The sequence below is a fragment of the Tolypothrix campylonemoides VB511288_2 genome (assembly GCF_045999855.1).
Classification (GTDB): Bacteria; Cyanobacteriota; Cyanobacteriia; order Cyanobacteriales; family Nostocaceae; genus Scytonema; species Scytonema bouteillei_A.
The window spans coordinates 205620-230492 of the sequence record NZ_JBFPMW010000013.1 but is presented as its reverse complement, the minus strand read 5'-3'; the positions used below and the strand labels follow the sequence as shown (position 1 = coordinate 230492).

Below are 24873 nucleotides of genomic sequence, written 5' to 3'. Positions count from 1 at the left end.
ATAATTCATAATTCATAATTTATAATTCATCATTCTCAAGCCAGTGTCGTCAAACCATTTAAATAGTCTTGCAATTGGCGACTGTGATCGTGAGACATTTTTCCAGGCGGTAGGGAATCGGTTGGAAAAGCTTGGATTTCCATAACTTCCAATGTATCTTGGATCGCCATGTCTCCCCGAACATCGGCTTCCACAACAATACAAATCGAATGGATTCTGGGGTCACGGTCTGGTGCGGAGTATACACCAACCAAACGCCGAATTTTCACTAATTCCAATCCGGTTTCTTCCATCAATTCCCGTTCTACTGCACTCGGAACATCTTCGCCCCAATCCACCATACCTCCAGGCAATGCCCACAGACCATTGTCTCGTCGCCGAATTAAAACAATTCGACCATCGGGTAAGATTGGAATTATACTTGTCCCTGGAACTGGATGGCGGAAGATGATGCCAAGAACAGTTTGTCCAAATCGCCATAAACTACGTGTGGACTGAACAGCCGCATCCATAAAAGCAAAATTGTTCAATTTTCAAATTTTGTCTTGCAGTGTAGAGAACCTTACCACACAACATTTTCTCAACAAAAATGTTGAGTTGCACCTTATACAATCATAGTTGTGGTTTGGAGCCATATCTTAAAGATTATCTCAGAAAATACTGATTCGACCACTGCACCACACTGAAAATGACTGCTTTACAAATTTCATAGTTCATCCTTGAGTTGACAGAAACTCTATACTAAGTTAGTATAGATTGCTGTTTAAAATATAGAAGTCGCCAATCTAGGTGAGAAAAACAAGTAAGCTCAACAGCAGATACTGCCTACATCAACCCTAGAAGCGAATTTTTGTTGTTTATTTAATGAGGTGAACATGGCTAAGCGCCGCAATCCGAAAAAAGAAAAGGCGCTACGGAACCAGGCGTATGCCCGAAAGTTTCGTAAACGGACTACAACAGGACGGATGGGCAATAGAAGATTCCAGCAAAGACCGCCGAAGAGTGAAGAGGATGAGGGCGCAGCAGCTATTGACGCTGAGTAGAAACGCTGCTCAAAATATTTGCTCTATGTTTGCTCTCTAAGTTACGGCGGGCGTACAAATGTACGCCCATAATTATTGCTAGCAATTTGGGAATGGGGGATTAAAATAATTTCCCACTCCCTTTTTCCCTAGCGATCGCTATTGGGAGTTTGACTGCGGGCGGCTTTTAGCGCTTGTCTCACTTGTTCAAATCCCGTACCACCATAGCTGTTACGAGCAGCAACGACTTGACGCGGTGATATTGCATCGTAAATATCTGCGTCAAAAGCTGGGTGAAGTTCTTTCCACTCCTCTAAACGTAAATCTTTAAGAAGTTTACCAGCAGCAATACTGGTTTTCACAACTTTGCCTACAAGGTTATAGGCTTCCCGGAAAGGTACACCTCGGGCTGCTAAATAATCTGCTACATCAGTAGCATTGGAAAAGTCTTCTGTTACTGCTTCTGCCAAGCGCTGGGTACGGAATTCCAACCCTTCCCGAAGTAAAATTGTCATTGCCTCAAGACAGGCTGTGACTGTATTAACACTATCAAATAAAGCTTCTTTATCTTCTTGCAAGTCTTTGTTGTATGCCAGGGGTAATCCCTTCATTATGACCAACATTGCTTGTAGATGACCAAAGACTCTCCCAGTTTTACCCCGAACCAACTCTGGTACGTCGGGGTTTTTCTTTTGAGGCATAATGCTCGAACCAGTAGCACAACTATCTTTGAGGGTGACAAAGCTAAATTCCTCAGACGCCCATAAAATGACTTCTTCTGAAAGACGGCTGAGGTGAACCATAATTATACTAGCTGCGCTGAGAAATTCAATGGCAAAATCGCGATCGCTAACTCCATCAAGACTGTTAGCATAAATGCCATCAAACTTCAACAAATTAGCAGTGTACTGGCGGTCTATAGGAAAAGTCGTTCCCGCTAGAGCACCGCAACCCAACGGTGAAACATTCACTCGACGAGACACATCTTTAAGACGTTCGCGATCGCGCTGCGCCATATGAAAGTACGCCAGTAAGTGATGGGCTAGACTCAGGGGCTGAGCGCGTTGTAGGTGAGTATAACCTGGAATCAGTGTTTCAATATGTTGTTCGGCAATATCTAACAGCACATTTTGAAATTCGCACAATTGGTCGCTGATTTGCTGAATTCGATCGCGAAGATAAAGCCTAGTGTCAGTCCCCACCTGATCGTTTCGGGAACGGGCAGTGTGTAATTTTTTACCCAAATCGCCCACCATTTCCACAAGACGACGCTCAACGGCAAAATGGACATCTTCTGCTTCAATCCCAGGGTTAAAGTTACCTTGTTGATATTCCTCGTGAATCTTGTCTAGAGCTTTGACAAGTTGCTCGCCTTCGTCTCGAGAAAGAATGCCAGTATGAGCAAGCATTTGTGCATGAGCTTTAGAGCCCATCAAGTCATACTCTAAAAGCTGAATATCAAAATTAATACTGGCATTAAATCGAGCGATTGCAGGATGCAACGCCGATTCAAACCGTTGACTCCAAGTGTTTTGTGCAGCCATATGCTCTGTTGGGAATGGTTGGTTGTTAGCCGTTCGGTGTTAGTTGTATTTTTGCACCACTCACGACTAACCACTAACCACTAACAAACTAGTTTTAACCGTAACTCGTTAAATTCCGAATCATATAACCAAGAGCCAATCCAATCAAGAGTGCCCAAGCTTGACCTGTCTGCACAAAGTGTGTAAACGCTTTTTGCATCTGACCGAGAATGTTGGGGTCAGTTACAGTTTGCGCCAGTACCGTCCAGTCTAAAGACGACCACCAGACGAAATGAGATATTGAATCAGTAAATATGTCCATATAAAAGATAAAGGATAAAGAAAAAGATGAAGGATAAAATTTTATCCTCGATACTTCCCGGTGATACCGCAATAAGTAGAAATTGTCTAGTGGTAAAATAATGCTCTGTATCTGAAGTGATGGCTCCCCAACGCAGTCCTAATGAAAATTTTCACCTTCAACATGAAAATCGCTTCCACTCCTTCTTTTTAAGGCACGCCGGGAAAGACATCCACCATCTTAATTTTGATGTCCGCAGATTCCTTCACAAACTTCACCTTAAAGTCGGGAAAGATTTCAACAACTTGCCACTTGCCACAATCTTGAGGAAATACCGTCACGTTTTGAACGTGTAAGTCTGGAAAGTCCTTAACTTTTTGTACGGTAATATCCGGGAAATCCTTGACAATTTGTACTTTGCCGTAAAGCTTAATACCTTTATAAGTACAGCTTGCATCAATTTTACTTTCAGCAGTGACGGTGTCGTTAGTTGATATAAAAATTGTTAATAGAAAGCTTAAGGCAAATGCAGCCAGTACAATCCAACGTTTCATGTTGAACCTCAGAATTGGTTTGCCTACCGTCATAACCTCATGACTCGGTTGATGCCAACCGCAATTTTGCGGCTGTCCGCAGAATTTGTCCCGCCAACACTGCTGCACCAAATCCATTGTCAATATTGACAACCCCTACACCCGCAGCACAAGAGTTTAACATTGTCAATAGCGGTGCTAATCCTCCAAAACTGGCTCCATAGCCGATGCTAGTAGGGACAGCAATTACGGGACAATCTGCTAAACCTGCAACTACGCTGGGTAAAGCCCCTTCCATTCCCGCCACAACCACCAAAACTGATGCTGATTCAATAACATGACGGTTGTTTAGCAAGCGGTGAATTCCAGCAACTCCCACATCCCAAAGACGCTGCACTTGAAAACCGGACAGTTCGGCGGTGACAGCTGCTTCTTCAGCGACTGGTAAATCCGCAGTACCAGCAGAAAGAATGCCAATGATACCAGGATCTTGCGGTTCAATGCTGTCCGGAGCGATAGCACAAATTCGGGCTAATTCGTAGTAGCGCAAACCCCTAACTTTAGATTGCAATACAGCATAAAGGGCTGGATCTATACGGGTAGCCATCACCACTGGATTGCGCTGGCGCATGATATTCATAATTTGAGCAATCTGTTCGGGAGTTTTCCCCGGTCCCCAGATAACTTCAGGAAAACCCGTTCTTAAGGCGCGGTGATGGTCTATTTTGGCAAACTCGCCTACAGGTTCATAAGATAAGTTTTTGAGCGTTTCTAGAGCAGCATCTGGGGTAACGTTACCTTGAGCGACAGATTCTAAGAGCGATCGTAATGATTTATTGTTTGTCATTAGTTAATTGTTGGTTGTTAGTTGTTATACCAATTTTCTATGAAGATGCCTGCAATTAGCCTGCGAAGCGCCCTCTTTGTTTGTATAGTCCCACATTTGTAATGTGAGGAAATTTTAAGCACAATTTCATATAGAATTGGTATTAATTGTTAGTTGTTAGTTATTAGTTGTGAGTGGTTAATTATTCTACTAACCACTAAACAATAACCTCTATAGCAATTCGTATGGGAGTTACAAACACTTCTGTCTTGTCTTCCTTGTCTCCCTCATCTCCCCCCTCTCTCTCGTCTCCCTCGTTTAGCTCTCAAGTAATATTGCTATATCTATTTTTCTACCTTAAGTTCATATTTATTCCACATTGTTCCTGCTTGGGAACCAACTGCAGAGTATTTAATGTTTTGAATGCGGTTTCGCACTGCTGACAAAGACAAAGGATTGATTAGATAAATAAATGGTAAATATTCTTGGGTTAGACGTTGGGTTTGAAAGTAAATTTCTTTGCGTTTTTCTTCATCTAACTCTTGGGCTCCTTGTTTATACAATCGACCGATTTCTGCTTCCCAATCTTCTACTTTCCAACCAATGAGAGGTTCCTTTCCTGCTTGTGGTTTTTGATTGAAGGTATGCAACCCCCCGTCAGTTAACCAAACGTTAGACGCATCATTAGGTTCAAATCCTCCACTCACAAAACCCAGTAGATAGCATTCCCAATCGAGTGAATCGGACAGTTTCGCTACAAGCGTGTTGAAAGAAATTGCGTTAAAATCTACTTGAATTCCAATTTGACTCAAATCGTATTTAATTTGCGCTCCCATTGCTACGCGAGTTTTATTTTCAGCATTTGTTATTAATGAGAAACGCACCCGATTTCCTTCTGCATCTAATAACTGGTTTTTAGCGTTATATCGAAAACCCGCTTTTAATAGCAAGTCTTGAGCTTTTTTGGGATTGTAATCATAAACTTTTAAGCCTTTTTCTGGAGGAAGATAGTAAGGGCTTTGTACCTCTATCGGCGAATTTTGTACGACACCAATTCCTCGAAAAATATTATTGAGCAATGCTTCTCTGTTGATAGCACGGGCAATGGCTTGTCTAAACGCTAAAGTATTAAACCAACGAGATTTAATCGGATCGACGACAGGTTGTCCGTTTTTACGTTGACCGCGATTGAGGTTAAAGGATATAAAATTTTGAGATAATTTCGATCCCCCATTGTAGATTGTGAATTGTCCTCGTTTCTCTTCCCGCTTGAGTAAAGAAAAATTTTCTGGGGACACTTCTACTATATCTAAGCCTCCAGAACGAAATTGAAGGATTATTGAATCTGTAGATTCAATAATCTGCCAAACAATCCGGTCAACATAAGGTAGTTGGTTACCTTGAGTATCTTTACGCCAGTAATAAGGATTGCGCTCGAAGATAACTCGTTGGCTTGGTACATAGCTTTTTATTTTGTAAGGACCGCTCACAATTATTTGACTCGGGTCTGTACCCGTTCCCCAAATTGATAGAAATTGTGGATTTCCATTAACATCTAGAGTTTTTAAGGATTCAGCTAAAGCATGTTTTGGCATAATACCAATTGAGTTTGTAGAGCCGCCCGTGGTAGTATACAGAAAAGGAGCGAAAGACTCGGGAAGAGTAAATTCAACTTTGCGATCGCTCATTTTCCTTATTTTAGGAAAAATACCGCTTGAACCTATTTTCAAACTATCTTTCCAATCTGTAGGAATTTTAGGATTAAAAATTATATCTTGATAAGTAAAGAGAACATCATCTGCAGTTAGGGGCTCGCCATCTGACCATTTCAGACCCTCACGCAGGGTAAAAACTATTTGCTTTTTATCATCAGAAATTTCCCAAGATTCTGCTAAATCTGGTTCTATTTCCCCAGTCTCGCCATTAAGAGTTGTTAGCCCTAAAGTCGTAAACAAAAAGACATGAGGATAGGAATTATTAAAGGAGTAATTAAAAGTTTGAGGATCGCCAATAGTACTAGTCACCCATTGAGATACATTTCGTACTGCTGCAGTTTTTAGGTTGGTGGGATTGCAACTTGTAAAAATTAACTGACAAACCAACCCTAAAATTAATATTGGAACAACAGAAAGCCAACGGCGATGACGGGGGAAGAGAAAAAACATCATGGGAGGAAAATTTTAATCTTTTCGCATGATACAGCCTAAGGGAATGGGGAATGGAGAATAGGGAATGGGAATTGATGATTCTCCCTTGTCCCCCTTGTCTCCCTTGTCCCTCTTGTCCCCACTCCCTAACCCCTATTCCCTTCAGCGACTTTCATCTCGTAAAGATTCCAGATGTAACCTCTAGGGGAAGGAAAAGCAGCAGAGTACTTAACACCTTGAACGGTATTGCGTACAGCCACTAAAGCCAAGGAATTCCATAAGTGAACGATCGGTACATATTCTTGCGCGAGACGCTGTACCTCGTCATAAATCGCTTTGCGCTTTGTTTCATCAAACTCTCTTGCTCCTGCAATGAAGAGTGCTTCAATTTTTTTCTCCCAATCAGAGGCTTCCCAACCCTCTAGAGGGGGCTGTCCTTTTGCAGGTTTTTGATTGAAAACGTGGAAACTACCCTCTACAGTCCATACGTTATAACCATCATGTGGCTCAATGTTTCCACTCATACCTCCCAAATAAGTTTCCCAATCAAGAGTGTTGGTGATTTTGTCTCCCAAAACGCTGAAATCAACGTATTGTAGATCTACTGTCATTCCTATCTTGCTCAAATCTTGCTTGATTTTGGGAGGAACTGAGGGTCGGTTACTAGCAGGCGCTAACATTGTAAAGCGCACTCGATTTCCATCCGAATCGAGTAACTGACCTTTGTTATCGTATTTAAATCCCGCACCTAGTAAAACTTCTTTGGCTTTGTCTACATTATAGTTATAGGCTTTAAGACCTTGTTTGGCAGACAAGTAGTAGGGGCTCGGGGCAAAAAATGGCGAGTCTTGGGGTTCGCCCAATCCCCGCAAGTTGTTGTTGATTATTGTTTGGCGATCGAGAGCGTAAGCAACAGCTTGTCTGAAAGCAACAGTATTAAACCAACGGGACTTAACCGGATCGACAAGAGGTTTTCCGTTGCGACGACCTTTGTTAAGGTTAAAAGCAAGTAAACTTGTACCGGTGTCGGGTCCTGCATTTTGAATGCTAAAATCACCTCGTTTTTCTTCTCGCTTCAGCAATTGGAAAGTTCCCGGACCAATTTCCAGTACATCCAATCCTCCAGAGCGAAACTGCATCAAAGCCGTATCAGCATTTTCTACAATTTGCCAAACAATACGCTCGATATATGGCTGCGGCTTCCCTTGTGCATCCTTTCGCCAGTAGTAAGGGTTGCGCCGAAATATCATTCTTTGACTGGGTAAATAAGTTTCTAGAGTATAAGGTCCATTCACAATAATTTTCTTGGGGTCTGTATCTATTCCCCAAGTAGAGAAAAATTCCGGTCTGCCATCGGAGCGCTTGGTTTCCACTGCTTTGCGTAAGGCGTGTTCTGGTAAAATCTCCATTTCTGCTGCAATTAATGCCAAAAAGGGTGCATAGGGTTCTGGCATAATAAATTCCACTCGCCGACTGTCAATTTTGCGGACTTTAGGAAAAGCTTTGCTAACACCAATGCGGAGGTTATCTTGAGCGTAGGTAGGAATTTCTTTATTTAGATAGATGTTGTTAAAGGAAAAAACAACATCGTCCGCTGTGAGGGGTTCTCCATCTGACCACTTTAATCCCTCACGCAAGGTAAAGGTATATCGCAGCTTATCCTGAGAAATTTCCCATGACTCCGCGATCGCAGGTTCAATTTTCTTAGTAATGCCATTGAGAGCTGCTAATGGTTCATAAGTAAAACGAAAGATATTGGGAGTTGATTGGCTCAAAGCTGCGTTAAAAGTTTGCGGATTACCCCCGGCGCTAATAACTAGTTGGGATACTTGAGCTGCTGAGGTTTTAAATTGACCGGGATTGCAGCCGTTCAAAGATAGAGCTATCCAAAAACCTAGTAAAGCTACAATCCAACCTCTTGGGAAAATTTGTGGTAATTTTTTTGGAAAAAAATGTGCTTTCATTTTTCTAGAACTTTGCGATGGGCTTTATTCTAGAATTCATCTTGCTAAAGTGTCTAGTGAAAAATAGGAATGGGTTTTTGTATAGGACGACGGGCGTCTTCACCCGTCCCATAGGAAAATCACAATTAACAACCCCTAATCCCTAACTTTCATTTCGTATATATTCCAAACATAGTTACCAGGTGCAGGAAAAATAGAAGTGTATTTCACATTTTCTAAGTTATCACGCACTGCTGCTAAAGCCAGGGGATTAAACAAGTAAATAAAAGGTAAATATTCTTGAGCAAGACGTTGCGTTTCTACATAAATTGCTTTGCGTTTTGCTTCGTCAAACTCTCTAGCAGCTTCGATGTAAAGATCGTCAATTTTTTTCTCCCAATCAGAAGTTTCCCATCCTTCTATACGATCTTTTTTACTTTGCGGTTTCTGATTAAAAACGTGAAAGTTTCCATCTACAGCCCAGATATTGTAACCGTTGGCTGGTTCAACACCACCGGTGATTGCTCCATACCAACTGTCCCAATCTAAAGTATTGGAAATTTTTTCTCCAATAACACCAAAATCTAGGAACTGTAAATCCATCGTAATTCCAATCTTTTTTAAATCCTGTTGAATTCTCGGTGTAACTGTCGGTCTACCACCAGATGATACCAGCATGGAAAAGCGGACTCGATTGCCATCAGAATCTAGTAATTGACCTTTGCTATCGTATTTAAATCCTGCTCCTAGTAAAAGTTGCTTGGCTTTTTCTGGATTATAATCGTAAGATTTTAAGCCTTCCTTGGTAGAAAAGAAGTAGGGGCTGGGGACTGAAATTGGGGAGTTTTGCGTTTCGCCCAATCCACGCAGGATGTTGTTGATCATGGTTTGGCGATCGATAGCATACGCAACTGCTTGTCTGAAAGCAACATTGTTAAACCAGCGCGACTTGATGGGATCTACTAAAGGTTTTCCATTACGACGACCTTTATTAAGGTTAAAAACCATAAAACTCGTACCAGAATCAGGTCCCGCATTATCAATATTAAATTTCCCGCGTTTTTCTTCACGCTTTAACAGTTGAAAACTACCGGGACCAATTTCGAGTAAATCCAACCCTCCAGAGCGAAATTGCATTAAAGCTGTGTCAGCATTTTCCACAATTTGCCAGACAATACGTTCAATATAAGGTTGCTGCTTTCCTTGTGCGTCCTTACGCCAGTAGTAAGGATTGCGTCGGAATACCACACGCTGGCTGGGTGAGTAGCTTTCTATTGTGTAAGGACCGTTAACAATAATTTTTTTAGGGTCTGTGTCTGTTCCCCAGGTAGAAAGAAACTCTGGTTGTCCGTCACCTCGTTGTGTTTCCACAGCTTTACGCAAAACGTGTTCTGGTAAAATTGCCGTTCCTGCTGCAACAGTTCGTAAAAAAGGGGAAAAAGGTTCTGGCAAAGTAAATTCTACCTGGTTGCTGTCAAGTTTGCGGACTTTCAGAAATTTCCTGCTTTTTCCTATGCGAAGACCGTCTTGATAATAGGAGGGAATGCGTGGGTTGAGATAAATTTGATTAAAGGAGAAAATAACATCATCCACTGTTAATGGTTCCCCATCGGACCATTTCAATCCATCCCTTAAAGTAAAGGTAATCCGCAATTTATCTTCCGAAATATTCCAAGATTTTGCCAGGGCTGGCTCTACTTCTTTTGTCACTCCATTTTCTGTCGCTAATGATTCATAAGTAAAAGCAGAAATATTGGGTGATTCTTGAATAAGAGCATAGTTAAAAGTTTTAGGATCGCTGGCGGCTGCAATTACTAGTTGTTCGACTTGAGCAGCTTGCGTTTTATACTGGCTGGGATTGCATCCGTTTAGAGATAGAATAATCCAAATTCCTAAAACTGCTAACAGCCAACTGCGTCGAAATAATTTTCTCAAAATATTAGATGTCATTTTAAAATATCTTTTCTAACTAGACTGATTTGCCAACCAATACATAAATTATTTATAATTCTTATAGCTTTTTTCCTGCTACTACTCGTTAATTTGTATCCCAATCAATTGGTATTTTAAAATAGTATTATGGGTCTTTCCAGTGTAACGTACTCTTTTATTACAATTTATTAAGACGGGAGGCAGAGCCTCTAATAATTTATTCCCAGGCGGAGCCTGGGAACAAGGAAACCCCGATCTCTAACCCCGTGTAAGTAAAACGACAGCGTAAGCACAAATCCCTTCTTCTCTGCCTACCGGACCTAATTTTTCATTAGTTGTTGCTTTTACGCCGACTCGATCCGGTTCGATTTGCAAAACACTGGCTATTTTTGAGCGCATTGTTTCAATGTGTGGTTTTAATTTCGGGCGTTCTGCTACGACGACTGAATCAATATTGCTGACTTCCCAACCGCGATCGCAAATCAGTTGATGCACTTGACTCAACAGCACCAAACTATCTGCACCCGCCCATTGGGGATCGGTGGGTGGAAAATAATGTCCGATATCCCCCAAAGAAAGCGCCCCTAGCATGGCGTCCATAATCGCGTGTGTGAGAACATCCGCATCACTGTGTCCTAACAAACCTAGGGAATGGGGAATATTAACTCCGCCCAAAATCAAAGGGCGATCGCTCACTAAGCGGTGAATGTCGTATCCATTACCAACGCGAATATTCATAATTTATTATTTGTTGTTTGTCAATTAGGAATTGGGGAAGGTAGGTTCCCCACGAAGTTGAGATAAGCCCATGAGGATTGAGCAAGAGTTATTCTCCCTTGTCTCCCTTGTCTCCCTTGTCCCTTGCTCTCATCTGTTCCCAATTTTTGAGCAAATCGGGACGGCGCTGACGGGTTCTAGAAATTTGTTGTTCGTAGCGCCACTTGGCAATGGCAGCGTGATTGCCTGAAAGAAGGACTTCAGGGACTTTCCATCCGCGAAAAGAGGCGGGGCGAGTATACTGGGGATAGTCCAACAAACCCTCTTCAAAACTTTCTACTTTCAAAGATTCTACTTTGCCAACGGTTCCGGGTATTAGACGTATGACACCGTTAATTAAAACCATTGCTGGCAATTCACCCCCTGTGAGAATAAAATCGCCTAAGGACACTTCACGGTCAACCAGATGCAGTACTCGCTCATCAACTCCTTCATAATGCCCGCAGATGATGACCAGCTGGTTGTAGTTTGTTGCGAGTTCTCGCAACAGGGGTTGATCTATGGTTTGACCTTGAGGACTCATCAAGATAACTTCTCTTCTGGGTAAAGTCGGTAGAGATTCTACAGCGGTAAAGATAGGTTCTGGCTTCATCAGCATTCCTACACCGCCCCCGTAGGGTTCATCATCTACTTTCCGGTGTTTATCGTTAGTAAAGTCTCTTGGATTAACGAGATTGACTTGGGCAATCTGTTTTGCGAGGGCTTTACCTATTAACCCGGAAGTGAGAACAGAAGTGAAACAGTCAGGAAATAGCGTAACTATATCAAAGCGCACAGTATTTCGTATTGGAGGACACTATTCTAAAGTTGGGATATATGTACTACATAGAAGTTGATGTTTTGTATTACACACACAAGCAACATCAAGAGTATCTAAAAGTACTGGAAAACTAACAGTTTCCGTGGCAATACAAGTTTTTCTAACTACTTAATTTATGTTTAAATATTGTCACATCTACATTGAAATTATTTAACTAACCGAGTTGACAACTTCCAGGATGCATCAAGCCAGTCTCAGAAAAAAGTGTCTCATGACCTACTTTTCCCCCTTTATTCGGGGTGCGGAAGGGTGTTGGAATAGGAATGTGAGGGTAAGGCAAGCGGTTTTTCTCCATGAACAAATTCAATGGCTTCAAATCCAAGCTTCTAGGGTACAGGTGGTTCTTAAATCACTTATTATCCCCTACACTCTCTCACTTTCATACGCCAACACTCATCAGGTGAAAAATCAGGTGCTGAGTTCTTCGGAACGGCAAAGACACTATAAAACTGAGTCATGTTGTGCATAAAGCACTGTCCTCTTTAGGAGGCGAGGCGCAAAATCATAAAGGCGAACGACCTTGTTTAATTCACCTGAAGTTGTTGACAGGAGAAACACAATGCCGCAACTTAAAGCTAAATCGCTGGAAATGAGGACACCCCAAGCAACAAAAACCGCCGTTCTGGTCATCGGAGGCGCAGAAGACAAAGTTCATGGACGTGAAATTTTGCGGACTTTTGTCAGTCGTTCTGGTGCCAGTAACGCCTATATTACAATTATTCCCTCGGCTTCTCGCGAGCCGAGCATTATTGGTGGCAGGTATATCCGTATTTTTGAAGAAATGGGTGCTCAGAAGGTCGAAATTTTAGACATTCGGGAAAGGGAACAGTGTGAAGACCCTTACATCCAAGCATCCTTAGAAGCCTGTTCCGGGGTATTTCTGACAGGAGGAGACCAATTGCGTCTCTGTGGTGTGTTGGCTGATACTCCAGCGATGGATATTATCCGGCAACGGGTCAGATCCGGACAGCTTACCTTAGCAGGAACTAGTGCAGGGGCAGCTGTAATGGGTCATCATATGATAGCAGGAGGTGGTAGCGGCGAATCCCCAAATCGTTCTCTTGTTGACATGGCCACTGGCTTGGGTTTTATCCCAGAAGTGATTGTGGATCAGCACTTCCACAATCGAAATCGTATGGTACGCCTAATGAGCGCTATCGCTTCCCATCCCGATCGCCTGGGCATTGGTATCGATGAAGACACTTGTGCCATGTTTGAGCGAGATGGTTGGCTGCAGGTTCTGGGTAAAGGAAGTGTGACAGTTGTTGACCCAACAGAAGTGACTCACACAAACGAACCCCATGTTGGGGCAACCGATCCCCTGAACTTACATAACCTTCGGCTGCACCTTCTCAGTCATGGCGATCGCTATCACCTTTACCAGCGTACCGTTTTACCTGCGGTTTACCGCATCTCCAGCTGACGGAAAACAGTAGCTGGGGTTACACTGGGTTGACCGCTCCTTGCCAAATTTTGACTAAAAAATCGAAGATAATACGATGTAAGTAGAAAAAACTGTTTACCATGAACAGTTAAGCGGTCAATTCCAGTAAGAAACTAGAATTTTGGTTCCGAATCTCCATCTACCTATTTCCCATGAGAATCCTCAAGATCCAGACCTTACGCGGCCCCAACTATTGGAGCATTCGACGCCACAAGTTAATTGTCATGCGCCTCGATTTAGAAAACCTTGCCGAGACGCCTACAAACGAAATTCCTGGCTTTTATGAAGGATTAGTTGAGGCTTTGCCAAGTCTGGAAGGTCACTTTTGTTCTCCGGGCTGTCGTGGTGGTTTCTTAATGCGCGTGCGAGAAGGCACCATGATGGGTCATGTTGTGGAACACGTAGCCCTAGAACTGCAAGATTTGGCTGGAATGAACACGGGCTTTGGGCGCACTCGTGAAACGACGTCCGCACCCGGAGTTTACCAGGTGGTGTTCGAGTATCTAAATGAGGAAGCAGGACGCTATGCTGGCAGGGCAGCTGTACGGTTGTGCCAAAGCATTGTCGATAGGGGACGTTATCCAAAAGCTGAACTAGAGCAAGACATACAAGACCTGAAAGACTTGTGGCGTGATGCAGCACTAGGACCCTCTACAGAAGCACTGATTGCAGAAGCCGAAAAAAGGGGTATTCCTTGGATGCAACTCGGCGCACGCTTTTTGATCCAGCTGGGCTACGGCGTCAATCAAAAGCGGATGCAGGCAACAATGACAGATAACACTGGCATACTGGGCGTAGAACTTGCTTGCGACAAAGAAGCAACCAAACGCATTCTCGGGAATTCAGGAATTCCCGTTCCTCGCGGTACTGTCATTAACTTCTTAGACGATCTCGAAGAAGCCATACAATACGTTGGCGGCTATCCCATTGTCATCAAACCTTTAGATGGCAATCACGGACGCGGTATCAGCATTAACATTACTTCCTGGGAAGAAGCAGAAGCAGCATATGATTCTGCCAGACAAATTTCCCGCTCGATCATCGTCGAACGATATTACGTTGGACGGGATCATCGCGTTTTGGTGGTCAATGGCAAAGTCGTCGCAGTTGCAGAGCGCGTTCCCGCTCACGTAGTTGGTGATGGCAGAGCCACTATTTTTGAATTGATTGAGGAAACCAACAAAGACCCAAATCGGGGTGACGGGCATGATAATGTCCTCACCAAAATTGAACTCGACCGCACTAGCTACCAGTTACTGGAAAAACAAGGTTATAACCTAAATACTGTCCTGCCTAAAAGTACAATGTGCTACTTAAAAGCGACAGCAAACTTAAGTACAGGGGGAATCGCTGTAGACCGTACCGACGAAATCCATCCAGAAAACGTCTGGCTGGCACAGAGGGTCGTGAAAATCATCGGTTTAGATGTTGCGGGAATTGATATTGTTACACAAGATATTAGCCGTCCCTTGCGAGAAGTCGATGGCGTGATTGTGGAAGTTAACGCCGCACCCGGTTTCCGGATGCACGTTGCTCCGAGTCAAGGTATACCCCGCAATGTCGCAGGAGCAGTCATGGATATGCTGTTCCCGAACGACAAATCAAGCCGCATCCCTATTCTGTCAGTAACGGGTACCAATGGCAAAACCACAACCACCCGTTTGTTAGCACATATTTTTAAACAAACTGGTAAAGTCATTGGTTATACAACTACAGATGGAACTTATATCGGGGATTACTTAGTAGAAGCAGGTGACAACACCGGACCTCAAAGCGCCCAACTGATTCTTAGCGATCCCACTGTGGAAGTGGCAGTGCTAGAAACAGCACGTGGCGGTATTCTGAGATCTGGGATCGCTTTTGAAGCTGCTAATGTGGGAATTGTATTAAACGTTGCTGCGGATCACTTGGGAATCGGTGACATAGATACACTAGACCAGCTAGCACATCTTAAGAGTATAGTTGCCGAAGCAGTATACCCCGACGGTTACAGCGTACTCAATGCTGACGACCCACGAGTCGCTGAAATGGCAGAGAGAACAAAAGCCAATGTTGCCTTCTTTACCATGAACCCGGATTCGGAGTTGGTTAAGAAGCACATTCAGAAGGGAGGCGTTGCTGCCGTTTACGAAAATGGTTATATCTCTATTTTGAAAGGTGATTGGACGCACCGAATTGAACGGGCCGAAAATATACCCCTCACTATGGGCGGACGTGCTCCGTTTATGATAGCCAATGCTCTGGCAGCTACTCTAGCAGCATTTGTGCAAAATGTTTCTATAGAACAAATTCGTGCGGGCTTGAATTCTTTCCGTGCTTCGGTTAGTCAGACACCGGGACGGATGAATTTATTCAATTTGGGCAATTTCCATGCTTTGGTTGATTATGCCCACAACCCTGCTTCTTACCAAGCGTTAGGTGCTTTTGTTCGTAACTGGACTTCAGGCGATCGCATTGGAGTTGTTGGGGGACCGGGAGATCGACGCGATGAAGACTTTGTAACCTTGGGCAAACTCGCTGCAGAAATCTTCGACTACATGATTGTCAAAGAAGACGATGATACGAGGGGACGCCAACGGGGTTCGGCGGCTGAGTTGATCGTTCGAGGCATTAAAGAATTTAACCCCGATTGTAAATACGAAGTGATTCTGAGCGAAACTGAAGCGATTAACAAAGCTTTGGAAACAGCTCCCGACAACAGTTTAGTCGTTATCTTACCGGAAAGCGTCAGTCGTGCTATCCGGTTAATTAGAGCACGTGGAGTTGTCAAAGAGGAGTTAGCCCAACAAAATACCAGTTCCTCCACTGTAGACTCCCAAGTGGGTGTACCATCTTCAGTGGTCAACACGCGTTTGTAGTCATTTGTCCTTTGTCATTTGTTGTTGTTCTTGCTCGCAAATGACAAATGACCAATGACAATTAACTACTGTTTTTCTTGTTCGCGATCGCTATCTTCACTCGGCTTGTTCAGTTCTTCCTTAAAACCTCGAAGAGTTTTTCCCAGTGCGCTACCCAGCTCTGGAATTTTTTTCGGTCCGAAAATGACAATAGCAACCAGACCAATAATTGCGATTTCTGGCCATCCCAATCCAAACATATGCTTCTCCTGTCACAACCCTTCCTCATTATAGGTATAATGAGGGGCTGTCAGAAACAAGCCCTCATCAGAAGAAAGAATTTATTTTTTGTCGTTTTTTAAAGAACAAATCTCAAAATATTCAAGATTTTTTATACCAGAAGGTAAATAAACCCTAACTAAAGGCTGTTTTATGCCATATGGATCTGGTGCAGAACATCCGAGAGTATAGCAAAACTGTTGAATAATAGCAGTGCCTTTTTCACCAACGAGTTCGATAGTCAGGCGGCTATAATTATTAAGAAAAATGCTTACGCGATCCATTCCTCATAGTGTGTAGTCATTGTCAATTTAAAAAAGTGGTATTAACTGTATAGATCGAGTTGTTAAGTTACCAGAAAAAATTTTATATTCATATTTTCTTATAAGTAAAATGTGATATTCTTATAGACTTATAGGACCCAAAAGTGTCTGGATAACAAAACACTTCCTAAAAGCATCTACCCAATCCATGTCTTCAATAAGAGTGCGTTTACTCTAGACGATCGATGCAACTTTAAAAGCTGCACCAACAAAGTTGTGCTGCATAAAGATTAACATCTCATGAATCAAGTGACCAAAAATTGCTTTTCCTACTAAAACTACTTTTTAAATTTAGGTTTTTCTCTTAGCAATGGTTCATGAAATATCTCGTATCAGCCCTAAAATCCAGACAATTGCAAGAATGATTTTCTTTTTAACCAACAATTTCCTTTATTGCTTGGAGTAAATTGTGAATGGTTTTCTTCCATTTTTGTCAGACTATCTATATCTGTAAAGCAAGCATTAATCACCTCATAAAAATCGTTCATTTTAGAGTATAAGGAAAGTAAAAATGTTTCTTGAAAAAACTTATTCCTTAACCTTTTTCATCTGAAATGCAAAACTATGCAGAATAAAGAATGAAAGAGAACTTTTCATTCCTTCGTTCAGGACACTGACATTACCTGAATGGATTTTTGTAGAAAAAAATAGGGTTCCTATTAATTTTTGTCTTTGAATCTATTTGATACTTTGACTTAATCCTTCAACACAATATGGACAATACAAATCGCAGAAAGTTTACAGTTACCCCAGAAGTTGCACTTCTTTTAAAAGGGTTGATTGTTGGGAAAATTATGACAATAGTCGTTATTGGCGGACTGTTCTGGTGGCTGCTTTGGCCGCGCTTGTTATGGGTTGGCAGCAGTTCGAGTTCTTTTACCAATCAAAGCATAAAAACTAACTCTGCGAGTCAATTAACCTTTCAGACAGTTTCTGATGTTCCCATTGGTTCTTTTAAATACGGTGGCAGTACAACTTGGGCTTCTATCCGACAATTAGTAGATTCTCAGATCCAAAACACTCGCTTGGAACTACAATTGCACTACACAGATCCTACTGATGGTAAACCCAGTTCGAGTACGGGCATTCGGATGTTACTTGACGGGCAATTAGACTTCGCTCAGTCCTCCCGTCCCCTAACAACAGAAGAAAAAAACACCGCTAAACAGCGTGGTTTCATGCTTAAACAACATCAAGTAGGTATGGATGGGATAGCAGTGGTTGTCAATCCTTCACTTCAAGTGCGAGGTTTAACAGTTAATCAATTACGCCAAATTTATCTGGGTCAACTTAATAATTGGAAACAGGTAGGGGGACCTGACTTAACCATCACACCTTTTGCCCAACCGGAATCAGACACGGATACAGTCATATTTTCTGCTAACAGCAAATCCAACAAGCAAGGACTTGCCTCTGGCGTGAGATATGTTTCCTCCACAACTGACGCACTGCGTCAAGTCAACAAAACTCCTGGCGGCGTGTATTATGCTTCTGCTCGTGCAGTTGTACCTCAATGCAGTGTCAAGCCTTTGCCACTGGGGGGGCAGACTCCTACAAAACTCATTTCACCATACCGCGAACCAAGAGTGCTACCCGAACAGTGTCCGCGCCAACGCAACCAAATCAACACCGAAGCATTCAAGAATGGTAGCTATCCTCTGACGGCTGGTTTATTTGTTATTGTCAAGCAAAACAACAGTCAACAACAGCAAGTTGCAGAAGCTTATACCAAACTCTTATTAACCGACCAAGGACAAAACGCAATTGAGCAGGCGGGGTTTATCAGAATGCCCTAGGTTTGTATATCAATGAAGCTACAATAATACACTTAGGATGCGAGCAGTATGCACGCAGAACAAATGCTACCTAGCATGAATTTGTCTCTCGACCTGCTAGTATACACTAGCTTTATGGATGTGGGTTACGAGCTCCTTGCGAGCGATCGTGTTCCCCTACAAATTCAACAAACTTTCCTCAGAAGGATAGTTTATCAATATTGGAATGCCCGCGAGCTAAAAACTGTTGGTTATAGGGCGGCTTATCTTCTTCAAGTTGCTCCAGAACATTGGCTGTTTGGTTGGCTGTACTACAACGAGTGGGATAGTACAAGCGAGCACTACATACCATATTTCATTTGCTACTATCTAGCAGAATCACTGCATGCTCTGAGCATCGAAAAAATTTGCGCTTGCTTGCAAAAGGGACCTGTATCACTTGTAGAACGGCACACTTTTTCAACTTCTTTAGAACCTCTAATTTTAGAAGACTTAAGTAGTTACCAAGAAGTAAAGCCAGGAGTCGCGATTCCTTGGGAAGTTCGCCAGCAAATTTATAGAAACTTTAAGCAAGGACAATTAACGGATTTATTCATCCTATTTCAAGAAATTGAAAAGGAAACTGAACTGTTACAGCCAGTCCTCCTTGAGGATTTGGTTGTGGAAGATCGAACGACTGAAGATAGTACTTTACCACATGTTCTTCCAGTTCCAGAAACAGACCGGGAACTAGAACTGTTGTTGCCAATTCCACATGAAGAATGGCTTGCTAAAGACAAAACGACTAATGCTCGTGCTTTGCTACCCGATCGCAATTTTCTTTTGCTACTTGGGATCAGTTTTGGTATGTTTACTAGCATCATAGTCATAATTTTATTTTTTGTCTTTTTTTATACGTTAAGATTAATTCCAATCCAGCACAATCCTTCTCCTACCCCGTCTGTCATACCTTCTAACAATTTGACTTTCCGCAGCTAGCAGCTATATACACTTCTTAAAATTTAATTAATCGAAATTTATAAAAAAAACCGACTGATTGCATGGCAATAGCAGTCGGTAACTAGCTTTCTTGTTTAGGAGGAGGAAGCAAAATAATATAAATAGTTTAGATCTTTGTTTTATATTTGATGCGAGCGCAATAACTTTTTTTAAAATTTTTAAAGAAAAAATTTTTGTTATGATTGATACCTTAAAGACTTCCTAGCAATCGCATTTTAAGACCTTCCCGAACACTCTATGGGTAACTTTCCGCCAGAACAACGTCTATAGGCAAAACTCCACTTGCTTCTAAGGCTGCTTTTAGAGTCACAATAGTCAAGGTATTTGTTTAGATTTTTCATACAACTCTATGACCCATCAGGAAAGTAATGCAAAAGAAACTCCAACGTCATCGCGAGTATGGCGGGGTTTACAGGAAAACCTAACTCTCATTGCGATCGCTTTGTGTTTGGCAATTCTCATCCGCACCTTTGTTGCAGAACCTCGCTACATTCCTTCAGATTCCATGTTACCAACCTTGTACAGAGGCGATCGCTTGGTTGTGGAAAAGATTTCCTACCTTTTTCACCCTCCTGAATTGGGCAATATCATAGTTTTTCAGCCACCAGAAGAATTACAGCGTCGGGGTTATCCTAAAGACCAAGCTTTCATTAAGCGCGTAATTGGTACCCCAGGACGGAGCGTTAGCATCGCCAGTGGTAAAGTTTATCTTGATGGTAAACCCCTACAGGAGGACTATATTGCAGAACCGCCAAATTTACCAATGGAAAAGCGACAAGTTCCAGCCGATGAATTTTTTGTTATGGGAGATAATCGTAATGATAGTAACGATTCCCGTTATTGGGGTTTTTTGCCTAGAAAGAATATTATAGGTAGAGCCGTGTTTCGCTTTTGGCCTCTTGACCGCATAGGGTTTATTTAAATTCGTGAGTCATTTGTGGTTAGTTGATTGTTAAACCACAAACGACTCACAACTAACTAAACCTTAAATAATACATCAACTGGGCGATCGCCGAGCCCGGTAGATTGAGCCTTTGTTGAAAATCAGCTAAATTACGGAAAAGACCTGCTGACAGGCGATTTTCTACAATGGCTTGCGCGAGAGATACATCAATAAAAGGTACTTGTATCAGTGTTTCAACCGTTGCTACATTTGGGTTGACAATGTGGCTCGGAAGGGCTAAGGCTTCCTCGTCATAATAAATAAAATTAAGAAGGGGTCTGAGGGGTTCAAGTCTCTGTACGGATATACTGAGAGCCGCTGCAATATCTTCAACACAATAAAATTTCACTCCACCACGGGAGAGTTCTACAAGCGATCTTGCTTGATGAATGGAAAATCCCGGTAAACGCAGCCAATCATCGACAGTTGCTTGATTGACGTCTATACGGATACCCAATTCCACTGCGATCGCAATTTCTTCTCCTGATTGCAGTCGGTGGTAGGGGTTGTTAATCAATTGAGTGCGGAGTTTTTGCAGCCTCGGATTCCAAGATAGCCAATTTTTCATAGCTTTTTCTCGTTTTACATTTGGTCGAGCAACTGACGGCGCTTTTGCTCAAATTCATACTCAGAAACTAGTCCCTCCTGACGCAAACTTTCTAACTCTCTCAAAGCGTCTGCAATAGCTCCTACGCGATCCGGGACGTACTGTGAACTTTTGATAGCTGTTTTACCCATATTAAAATGGCGGTCAAAAGTTTCTTCATCTTGAGCTAAGTACCAAACTCCTTCTATAGCACAAGCAACTTTGGGAATAGGTGTCCAAGAAAGCAGTACATACAACACACCCCAAAGTGGTTGACCTAAATAAAACTTGTGTAGTCCTGATATTGTCAACGTACCAGACAAAGCTAGTATTGCGGCGATACTTCTGTTCTTGCGCTGATTAAACATAGTTTTTATCTTAACAGTGATTGGTGATGAGTGACCAGTAAAACCTCACGCATCAATGAATTTGGGGCTCGTACCACTTTACGTTTGGTTATTTTTTATTTGTCGTTGGTTCTTGGTAGGAGTGTTGAGATATTTATATTTTTTAACATACTTCTGTTGATTCTTACTTAGCTACATATTTTTCGCCTGACTGTTTGTGCTGCTACAAACACAATCTGTAAACATTGCTCGTCTTCCAAAAATGTGAATTTATTTCTGTATATCCTATCATCCATTATTCCCTTGAATCTACTGAATTTTAAGACTTCTTGCACTGACTTTAAAGATTGTGTTAGTCATAACGGGTTGATGACTGAGTCTAAGTCATTACGTGATAGAAAAATTGGTTATGTTAGGGTGATTTTTTGGATTGAAAGGCTAGAACTCAGAGAAATTCCTGCAAGTGAAATAGACATTTTTTACGAGCCTGCGATCGCTTCTCTAGCAGAGACTCAATATAAATCATTAGTGGTCTCTTATGAAATCACTCAGCAGCTAAGAGAACTTGATTTAGTATATTTTTGCTCGTCCTCATCCAATCTACTGTTTCAAGAAAATCCTTTAGTTGGTTAGAGAACAGAATATTGAGTCAGAATTGACTTTCTATGAAGATAAAACAGATGTAAATAATTATGCCAAACGGCACTATCAACGTAGAATAAGCTATGTTAGACAAGCTAACTGGAAATCAGCCGTACAATAATTGCGAGATGCCATCAAGTTAAAGCCGAATAATAGCGATTATCTTGCTTTACTGGGATTTGTCCATTTGAAACAAAACCTAATATGAAGGGCAAAAGTTTATTTACATCAAGCATTAAAACTTAACCCACAACAAAAACTTGCCTTTAAATATGCTTTAAGAATGAAGCATGAAATATGAAGTACACGAAAATTTTTTTATCCTTTATCCCTTATTCTTCATACTTTTGGGTCAAGTGTTGAAATTGCGGTAGAAAACCGTACTCAAACCGAAGGCTGTTTTCCAGATGATATCTCTAGATTAGAATAAAACTAAAGATCGCAAGTACAAAAGCTACTGAGCGACATTACTCAGTGGAGTGTGGGCAAGATGGGATTCTTTGACTCGGAAATAGTTCAGCAAGAAGCAAAGCAGTTGTTTGAAGATTATCAAGCACTGATTAAATTGGGTAGCAGCTACGGCAAATTTGACCGTGAAGGCAAAAAACTGTTTATCGAACAGATGGAAGCCATGATGGATCGCTACTGTGTTTTTATGAAACGCTTTGAGCTATCAGAAGATTTTATGGCACAAATGACTGTAGAGCAACTCAAGACACAATTAGGTCAGTTTGGCATTACGCCGCAACAAATGTTCGATCAAATGAACTTCACGCTACAACGCATGAAAGCCGAATTGGAAAAGCAATCTTAGGAACGTGGTTAGTGGTTCAACTCTACGAACTACTAACCACGTTCCTACTAATACTTTCCCTAATTTACTTTCGGGCGACGGAACTGAGACGGTGACTTAAAGTTCTCAACAGGTACGCCTTTAAGGGCTTTTGTCATAAAATCACGCCAGATGGGAGCAACCATAACGCCACCCGTAGCGCCATGAGCTAGGGTTCTGTTGTCGTCTCTACCTACCCAAACGGCAGTTGTTAACTGAGGTACAGTACCGACAAACCAAATATCTTTTTCAGAGGATGTTGTTCCTGTCTTTCCTGCAGCAGGACGATCTATTGCAGCGTTTTTACCAGTACCGTTAGTGATTACTCCTCGCATCACATCAACGATGGCTGCAGATGCCCAAGGGTCTAAAACAAGCTGTGGTTTGGGTGTGTTATCTAGTATTACATTGCCACTACTATCTGTAACACGGGCAATAACTGTTGTGGGAGATTGCCAGCCGTAATTAGCAAAAGTCGCATAGGCGCTTGCCATTTCCAATGGTGTTACCCCAATGGCACCCAAAGGTAAAGAAGTCACGGGTTCCATCGGACTCATAATGCCCAAGGTGCGGCAAGTTTCAACAACTCTATTCATCCCTATTGATTTACCAACCTTAATAACAGGAATGTTGCGAGACATAGCGAGGGCGGTACGGATTGACATTGCCCCAGCATAGCCACCATCGTAGTTCCGTGGATGATACCAACCGCTACCATCTCGATAACTGACTGGAGAATCGACGACTGTTGAGTCTGGACCGTACCTACCAGTTGCAAAAGCGGTATAGTAAACAAACGGCTTAAAAGAGGAGCCTGGTTGCCTCAGTGCTTGAGTTGCTCGGTTGAATTCGCTTGTTTTTGAATCGACACCACCTACGAGAGCTTTCACAAAATGAGTCCGGGGGTCAACTGCAGCGAGAGCAATTTGGTTTCTGTATAACCCTTGCCCCGATAACCTTTCATGCCAGCGTCTTACGGTTGCTTCTGCCATGCGTTGAAAATCGGCATCAATGGTGGTTTGAATCCGCATACCGCCTTTGAGAAGCGCTTCACGACCAAATTTCTTCGCTATTTCCTGTGCCACAGCGTTGGTGACGTATGGCAAAGCACTACCCTGGAACGATCTGATTTTGCCCAGTTTTATTGGTTGTTTTAGGGCATCGTCGTACTCTTTCTGCGTAATCCAGCCCAAAGTAAGCATCCGCCCCAGAACTTCCTTCTGCTGGTATTTAGCTTTGTTCATGCTTACAAAGGGGCTGTACTCTTCTGGGGCTTGAATCAACCCCGCGATCATGGCTGACTCAGCCAAGTTTAAACTTTCGGCTGACTTGTTAAAATAACTGCGGGCTGCTGTTTGTATCCCATAGTTGTTGTGTCCCCAGTAGACTTGATTGAGGTACATCTCCAAAATTTGGTCTTTGGGAAGAATTTGTTCCAAGCGAATTGCCAGAACTCCTTCTGCTATTTTTCGGGTAAAGGCTCGCTTGCGGGACAAAAACAGATTTTTGACCAATTGCATGGTAATGGTCGAACCACCTTCACGTACCCCACCTGCACTCCAGTTGGTTACTACAGCACGCCCAACGCCTTTAGGATTGATACCGTGGTGATAGTAGAAGTCGCTATCTTCACTCGCTAAAACGGCTCTCTTGAGTTCTGGAGAAATTCTATCTAAAGGCACAACTTCGCGGTTGGCTTCCCCGTGGATGCTGGCCAAAAGTTTGCCTTTAATATCATAAATGTAAGTAGTCTCCGAGGGGAAAAAGTTACGTAACTGTCTGACATCAGGCAAATTACGGAAACTAACGGCTAAACCAACCAGTCCTCCAGCCACAATAGAACTGGTCAGCATAGTGATGGATAGTAGAGTACCGCCAGCTACCTGACCGACTCCTTTAAGAAACTCAAAGCCTGAAGAACCTTGTTGTTGAGCGCGTTTATTATCAAAAGTTCTGGACGACACGGCGATTTCACTTCCTCACTTTATATATAAGTGTAATTTCTTTGATTAAGCAAAGCAGTTAATTTTTTGCAATTATAT

The 24873-nt window shown here is 42.4% G+C and carries 22 protein-coding genes; 7 read left to right on the top strand and 15 right to left on the bottom strand.

Going from position 1 to position 24873, the window contains the following annotated elements; genetic code table 11:
* Positions 1-35: 35 nt before the first annotated feature.
* From AB0756_RS31255 to trmD, 10 genes are all read right to left on the bottom strand, one after another.
* Positions 36-512 carry an NUDIX hydrolase gene (locus AB0756_RS31255; RefSeq protein WP_137986653.1) on the bottom strand — a complete coding sequence of 159 codons (477 nt, stop codon included), beginning with the start codon at positions 510-512 and terminating at the stop codon, positions 36-38.
* A 659-nt stretch (positions 513-1171) separates the two neighbouring features.
* The gene (gene argH, locus AB0756_RS31250; protein WP_038082978.1) at positions 1172-2566 is read right to left on the bottom strand and encodes an argininosuccinate lyase; all 1395 of its coding nucleotides are present in this window, start codon (positions 2564-2566) and stop codon (positions 1172-1174) included.
* Between the two features lie 94 nt (positions 2567-2660).
* The gene (locus tag AB0756_RS31245) at positions 2661-2867 is read right to left on the bottom strand and encodes a hypothetical protein (RefSeq protein WP_050046802.1); all 207 of its coding nucleotides are present in this window, start codon (positions 2865-2867) and stop codon (positions 2661-2663) included.
* Positions 2868-3055: 188 nt separating this feature from the next.
* A complete protein-coding gene (locus AB0756_RS31240) occupies positions 3056-3400 on the bottom strand; it encodes a hypothetical protein (RefSeq protein ID WP_050046801.1) in 345 nt (114 codons plus the stop codon).
* 37 nt (positions 3401-3437) lie between these two features.
* On the bottom strand, positions 3438-4226 hold the full coding sequence (gene larB / locus AB0756_RS31235; protein ID WP_038082979.1) for a nickel pincer cofactor biosynthesis protein LarB: 789 nt from the start codon (positions 4224-4226) through the stop codon (positions 3438-3440).
* Positions 4227-4549: 323 nt separating this feature from the next.
* Positions 4550-6373 (bottom strand): ABC transporter substrate-binding protein, encoded by a 1824-nt coding sequence (locus AB0756_RS31230; protein ID WP_038082980.1) that lies wholly within the window; start codon positions 6371-6373, stop codon positions 4550-4552.
* A 125-nt stretch (positions 6374-6498) separates the two neighbouring features.
* Positions 6499-8316: an ABC transporter substrate-binding protein gene (locus AB0756_RS31225; RefSeq protein ID WP_050046800.1), complete on the bottom strand. Its 1818-nt coding sequence runs from the start codon at positions 8314-8316 to the stop codon at positions 6499-6501.
* A gap of 135 nt (positions 8317-8451) precedes the next feature.
* Positions 8452-10245 carry an ABC transporter substrate-binding protein gene (locus tag AB0756_RS31220; protein WP_038082981.1) on the bottom strand — a complete coding sequence of 598 codons (1794 nt, stop codon included), beginning with the start codon at positions 10243-10245 and terminating at the stop codon, positions 8452-8454.
* 240 nt (positions 10246-10485) lie between these two features.
* Positions 10486-10965, bottom strand: coding sequence for a 2-C-methyl-D-erythritol 2,4-cyclodiphosphate synthase (gene ispF / locus AB0756_RS31215; RefSeq protein WP_038082982.1), 480 nt, complete (start codon positions 10963-10965; stop codon positions 10486-10488).
* A gap of 88 nt (positions 10966-11053) precedes the next feature.
* Positions 11054-11779, bottom strand: coding sequence for a tRNA (guanosine(37)-N1)-methyltransferase TrmD (trmD, locus tag AB0756_RS31210; RefSeq protein ID WP_038082983.1), 726 nt, complete (start codon positions 11777-11779; stop codon positions 11054-11056).
* Positions 11780-12383: 604 nt separating this feature from the next.
* On the opposite strand from trmD, the gene AB0756_RS31205 reads away from it, so the two are divergent.
* Entirely contained in the window at positions 12384-13247 is an 864-nt protein-coding gene (locus tag AB0756_RS31205; RefSeq protein ID WP_038082984.1) for a cyanophycinase, read from the top strand.
* A 173-nt stretch (positions 13248-13420) separates the two neighbouring features.
* The gene (gene cphA / locus AB0756_RS31200; protein ID WP_038082985.1) at positions 13421-16126 is read left to right on the top strand and encodes a cyanophycin synthetase; all 2706 of its coding nucleotides are present in this window, start codon (positions 13421-13423) and stop codon (positions 16124-16126) included.
* A 65-nt stretch (positions 16127-16191) separates the two neighbouring features.
* Here the strand turns inward: cphA and AB0756_RS31195 are convergent, their stop codons facing one another.
* Both AB0756_RS31195 and AB0756_RS31190 read right to left on the bottom strand, forming a co-directional pair.
* Positions 16192-16365: a Sec-independent protein translocase subunit TatA/TatB gene (locus AB0756_RS31195; protein WP_038082986.1), complete on the bottom strand. Its 174-nt coding sequence runs from the start codon at positions 16363-16365 to the stop codon at positions 16192-16194.
* A gap of 81 nt (positions 16366-16446) precedes the next feature.
* Positions 16447-16668 (bottom strand): hypothetical protein, encoded by a 222-nt coding sequence (locus tag AB0756_RS31190; RefSeq protein ID WP_038082987.1) that lies wholly within the window; start codon positions 16666-16668, stop codon positions 16447-16449.
* 752 nt (positions 16669-17420) lie between these two features.
* Between AB0756_RS31190 and AB0756_RS31185 the strand changes: the two genes are divergently transcribed.
* The 3 genes from AB0756_RS31185 (at position 17421) to lepB (ending at position 20403) form a co-directional block, all read left to right on the top strand.
* Entirely contained in the window at positions 17421-18503 is a 1083-nt protein-coding gene (locus AB0756_RS31185) for a PstS family phosphate ABC transporter substrate-binding protein (RefSeq protein WP_038082988.1), read from the top strand.
* A 48-nt stretch (positions 18504-18551) separates the two neighbouring features.
* Positions 18552-19460 (top strand): hypothetical protein, encoded by a 909-nt coding sequence (locus AB0756_RS31180; protein ID WP_050046799.1) that lies wholly within the window; start codon positions 18552-18554, stop codon positions 19458-19460.
* A 370-nt stretch (positions 19461-19830) separates the two neighbouring features.
* Positions 19831-20403 carry a signal peptidase I gene (gene lepB / locus AB0756_RS31175; protein ID WP_038082989.1) on the top strand — a complete coding sequence of 191 codons (573 nt, stop codon included), beginning with the start codon at positions 19831-19833 and terminating at the stop codon, positions 20401-20403.
* A gap of 52 nt (positions 20404-20455) precedes the next feature.
* On the opposite strand, the gene AB0756_RS31170 is transcribed toward lepB, so the two are convergent.
* Positions 20456-20992 carry a helix-hairpin-helix domain-containing protein gene (locus tag AB0756_RS31170; protein ID WP_038082990.1) on the bottom strand — a complete coding sequence of 179 codons (537 nt, stop codon included), beginning with the start codon at positions 20990-20992 and terminating at the stop codon, positions 20456-20458.
* Between the two features lie 14 nt (positions 20993-21006).
* The gene (locus tag AB0756_RS31165; protein ID WP_038082991.1) at positions 21007-21378 is read right to left on the bottom strand and encodes an NINE protein; all 372 of its coding nucleotides are present in this window, start codon (positions 21376-21378) and stop codon (positions 21007-21009) included.
* 348 nt (positions 21379-21726) lie between these two features.
* Between AB0756_RS31165 and AB0756_RS31160 the strand changes: the two genes are divergently transcribed.
* The gene (locus AB0756_RS31160) at positions 21727-21990 is read left to right on the top strand and encodes a hypothetical protein (protein ID WP_137986594.1); all 264 of its coding nucleotides are present in this window, start codon (positions 21727-21729) and stop codon (positions 21988-21990) included.
* 499 nt (positions 21991-22489) lie between these two features.
* On the top strand, positions 22490-22813 hold the full coding sequence (locus AB0756_RS31155; RefSeq protein ID WP_038083007.1) for a DUF1825 family protein: 324 nt from the start codon (positions 22490-22492) through the stop codon (positions 22811-22813).
* A gap of 59 nt (positions 22814-22872) precedes the next feature.
* Here the strand turns inward: AB0756_RS31155 and AB0756_RS31150 are convergent, their stop codons facing one another.
* Entirely contained in the window at positions 22873-24795 is a 1923-nt protein-coding gene (locus AB0756_RS31150) for a transglycosylase domain-containing protein (RefSeq protein ID WP_038082992.1), read from the bottom strand.
* Positions 24796-24873 lie beyond the last annotated feature (78 nt).

What these genes read in the sequence shown, in the direction of transcription:
- AB0756_RS31255 (WP_137986653.1), bottom strand. Translation starts at nt 512, where the DNA reads ATGGATGCGGCTGTTCAGTCCACACGTAGTTTATGGCGATTTGGACAA.
- argH (WP_038082978.1), bottom strand. Translation starts at nt 2,566, where the DNA reads ATGGCTGCACAAAACACTTGGAGTCAACGGTTTGAATCGGCGTTGCAT.
- AB0756_RS31245 (WP_050046802.1), bottom strand. Translation starts at nt 2,867, where the DNA reads ATGGACATATTTACTGATTCAATATCTCATTTCGTCTGGTGGTCGTCT.
- AB0756_RS31240 (WP_050046801.1), bottom strand. Translation starts at nt 3,400, where the DNA reads ATGAAACGTTGGATTGTACTGGCTGCATTTGCCTTAAGCTTTCTATTA.
- larB (WP_038082979.1), bottom strand. Translation starts at nt 4,226, where the DNA reads ATGACAAACAATAAATCATTACGATCGCTCTTAGAATCTGTCGCTCAA.
- AB0756_RS31230 (WP_038082980.1), bottom strand. Translation starts at nt 6,373, where the DNA reads ATGATGTTTTTTCTCTTCCCCCGTCATCGCCGTTGGCTTTCTGTTGTT.
- AB0756_RS31225 (WP_050046800.1), bottom strand. Translation starts at nt 8,316, where the DNA reads ATGAAAGCACATTTTTTTCCAAAAAAATTACCACAAATTTTCCCAAGA.
- AB0756_RS31220 (WP_038082981.1), bottom strand. Translation starts at nt 10,245, where the DNA reads ATGACATCTAATATTTTGAGAAAATTATTTCGACGCAGTTGGCTGTTA.
- ispF (WP_038082982.1), bottom strand. Translation starts at nt 10,965, where the DNA reads ATGAATATTCGCGTTGGTAATGGATACGACATTCACCGCTTAGTGAGC.
- AB0756_RS31205 (WP_038082984.1), top strand. Translation starts at nt 12,384, where the DNA reads ATGCCGCAACTTAAAGCTAAATCGCTGGAAATGAGGACACCCCAAGCA.
- cphA (WP_038082985.1), top strand. Translation starts at nt 13,421, where the DNA reads ATGAGAATCCTCAAGATCCAGACCTTACGCGGCCCCAACTATTGGAGC.
- AB0756_RS31195 (WP_038082986.1), bottom strand. Translation starts at nt 16,365, where the DNA reads ATGTTTGGATTGGGATGGCCAGAAATCGCAATTATTGGTCTGGTTGCT.
- AB0756_RS31190 (WP_038082987.1), bottom strand. Translation starts at nt 16,668, where the DNA reads ATGGATCGCGTAAGCATTTTTCTTAATAATTATAGCCGCCTGACTATC.
- AB0756_RS31185 (WP_038082988.1), top strand. Translation starts at nt 17,421, where the DNA reads ATGGACAATACAAATCGCAGAAAGTTTACAGTTACCCCAGAAGTTGCA.
- AB0756_RS31180 (WP_050046799.1), top strand. Translation starts at nt 18,552, where the DNA reads ATGCACGCAGAACAAATGCTACCTAGCATGAATTTGTCTCTCGACCTG.
- lepB (WP_038082989.1), top strand. Translation starts at nt 19,831, where the DNA reads ATGACCCATCAGGAAAGTAATGCAAAAGAAACTCCAACGTCATCGCGA.
- AB0756_RS31170 (WP_038082990.1), bottom strand. Translation starts at nt 20,992, where the DNA reads ATGAAAAATTGGCTATCTTGGAATCCGAGGCTGCAAAAACTCCGCACT.
- AB0756_RS31165 (WP_038082991.1), bottom strand. Translation starts at nt 21,378, where the DNA reads ATGTTTAATCAGCGCAAGAACAGAAGTATCGCCGCAATACTAGCTTTG.
- AB0756_RS31160 (WP_137986594.1), top strand. Translation starts at nt 21,727, where the DNA reads ATGACTGAGTCTAAGTCATTACGTGATAGAAAAATTGGTTATGTTAGG.
- AB0756_RS31155 (WP_038083007.1), top strand. Translation starts at nt 22,490, where the DNA reads ATGGGATTCTTTGACTCGGAAATAGTTCAGCAAGAAGCAAAGCAGTTG.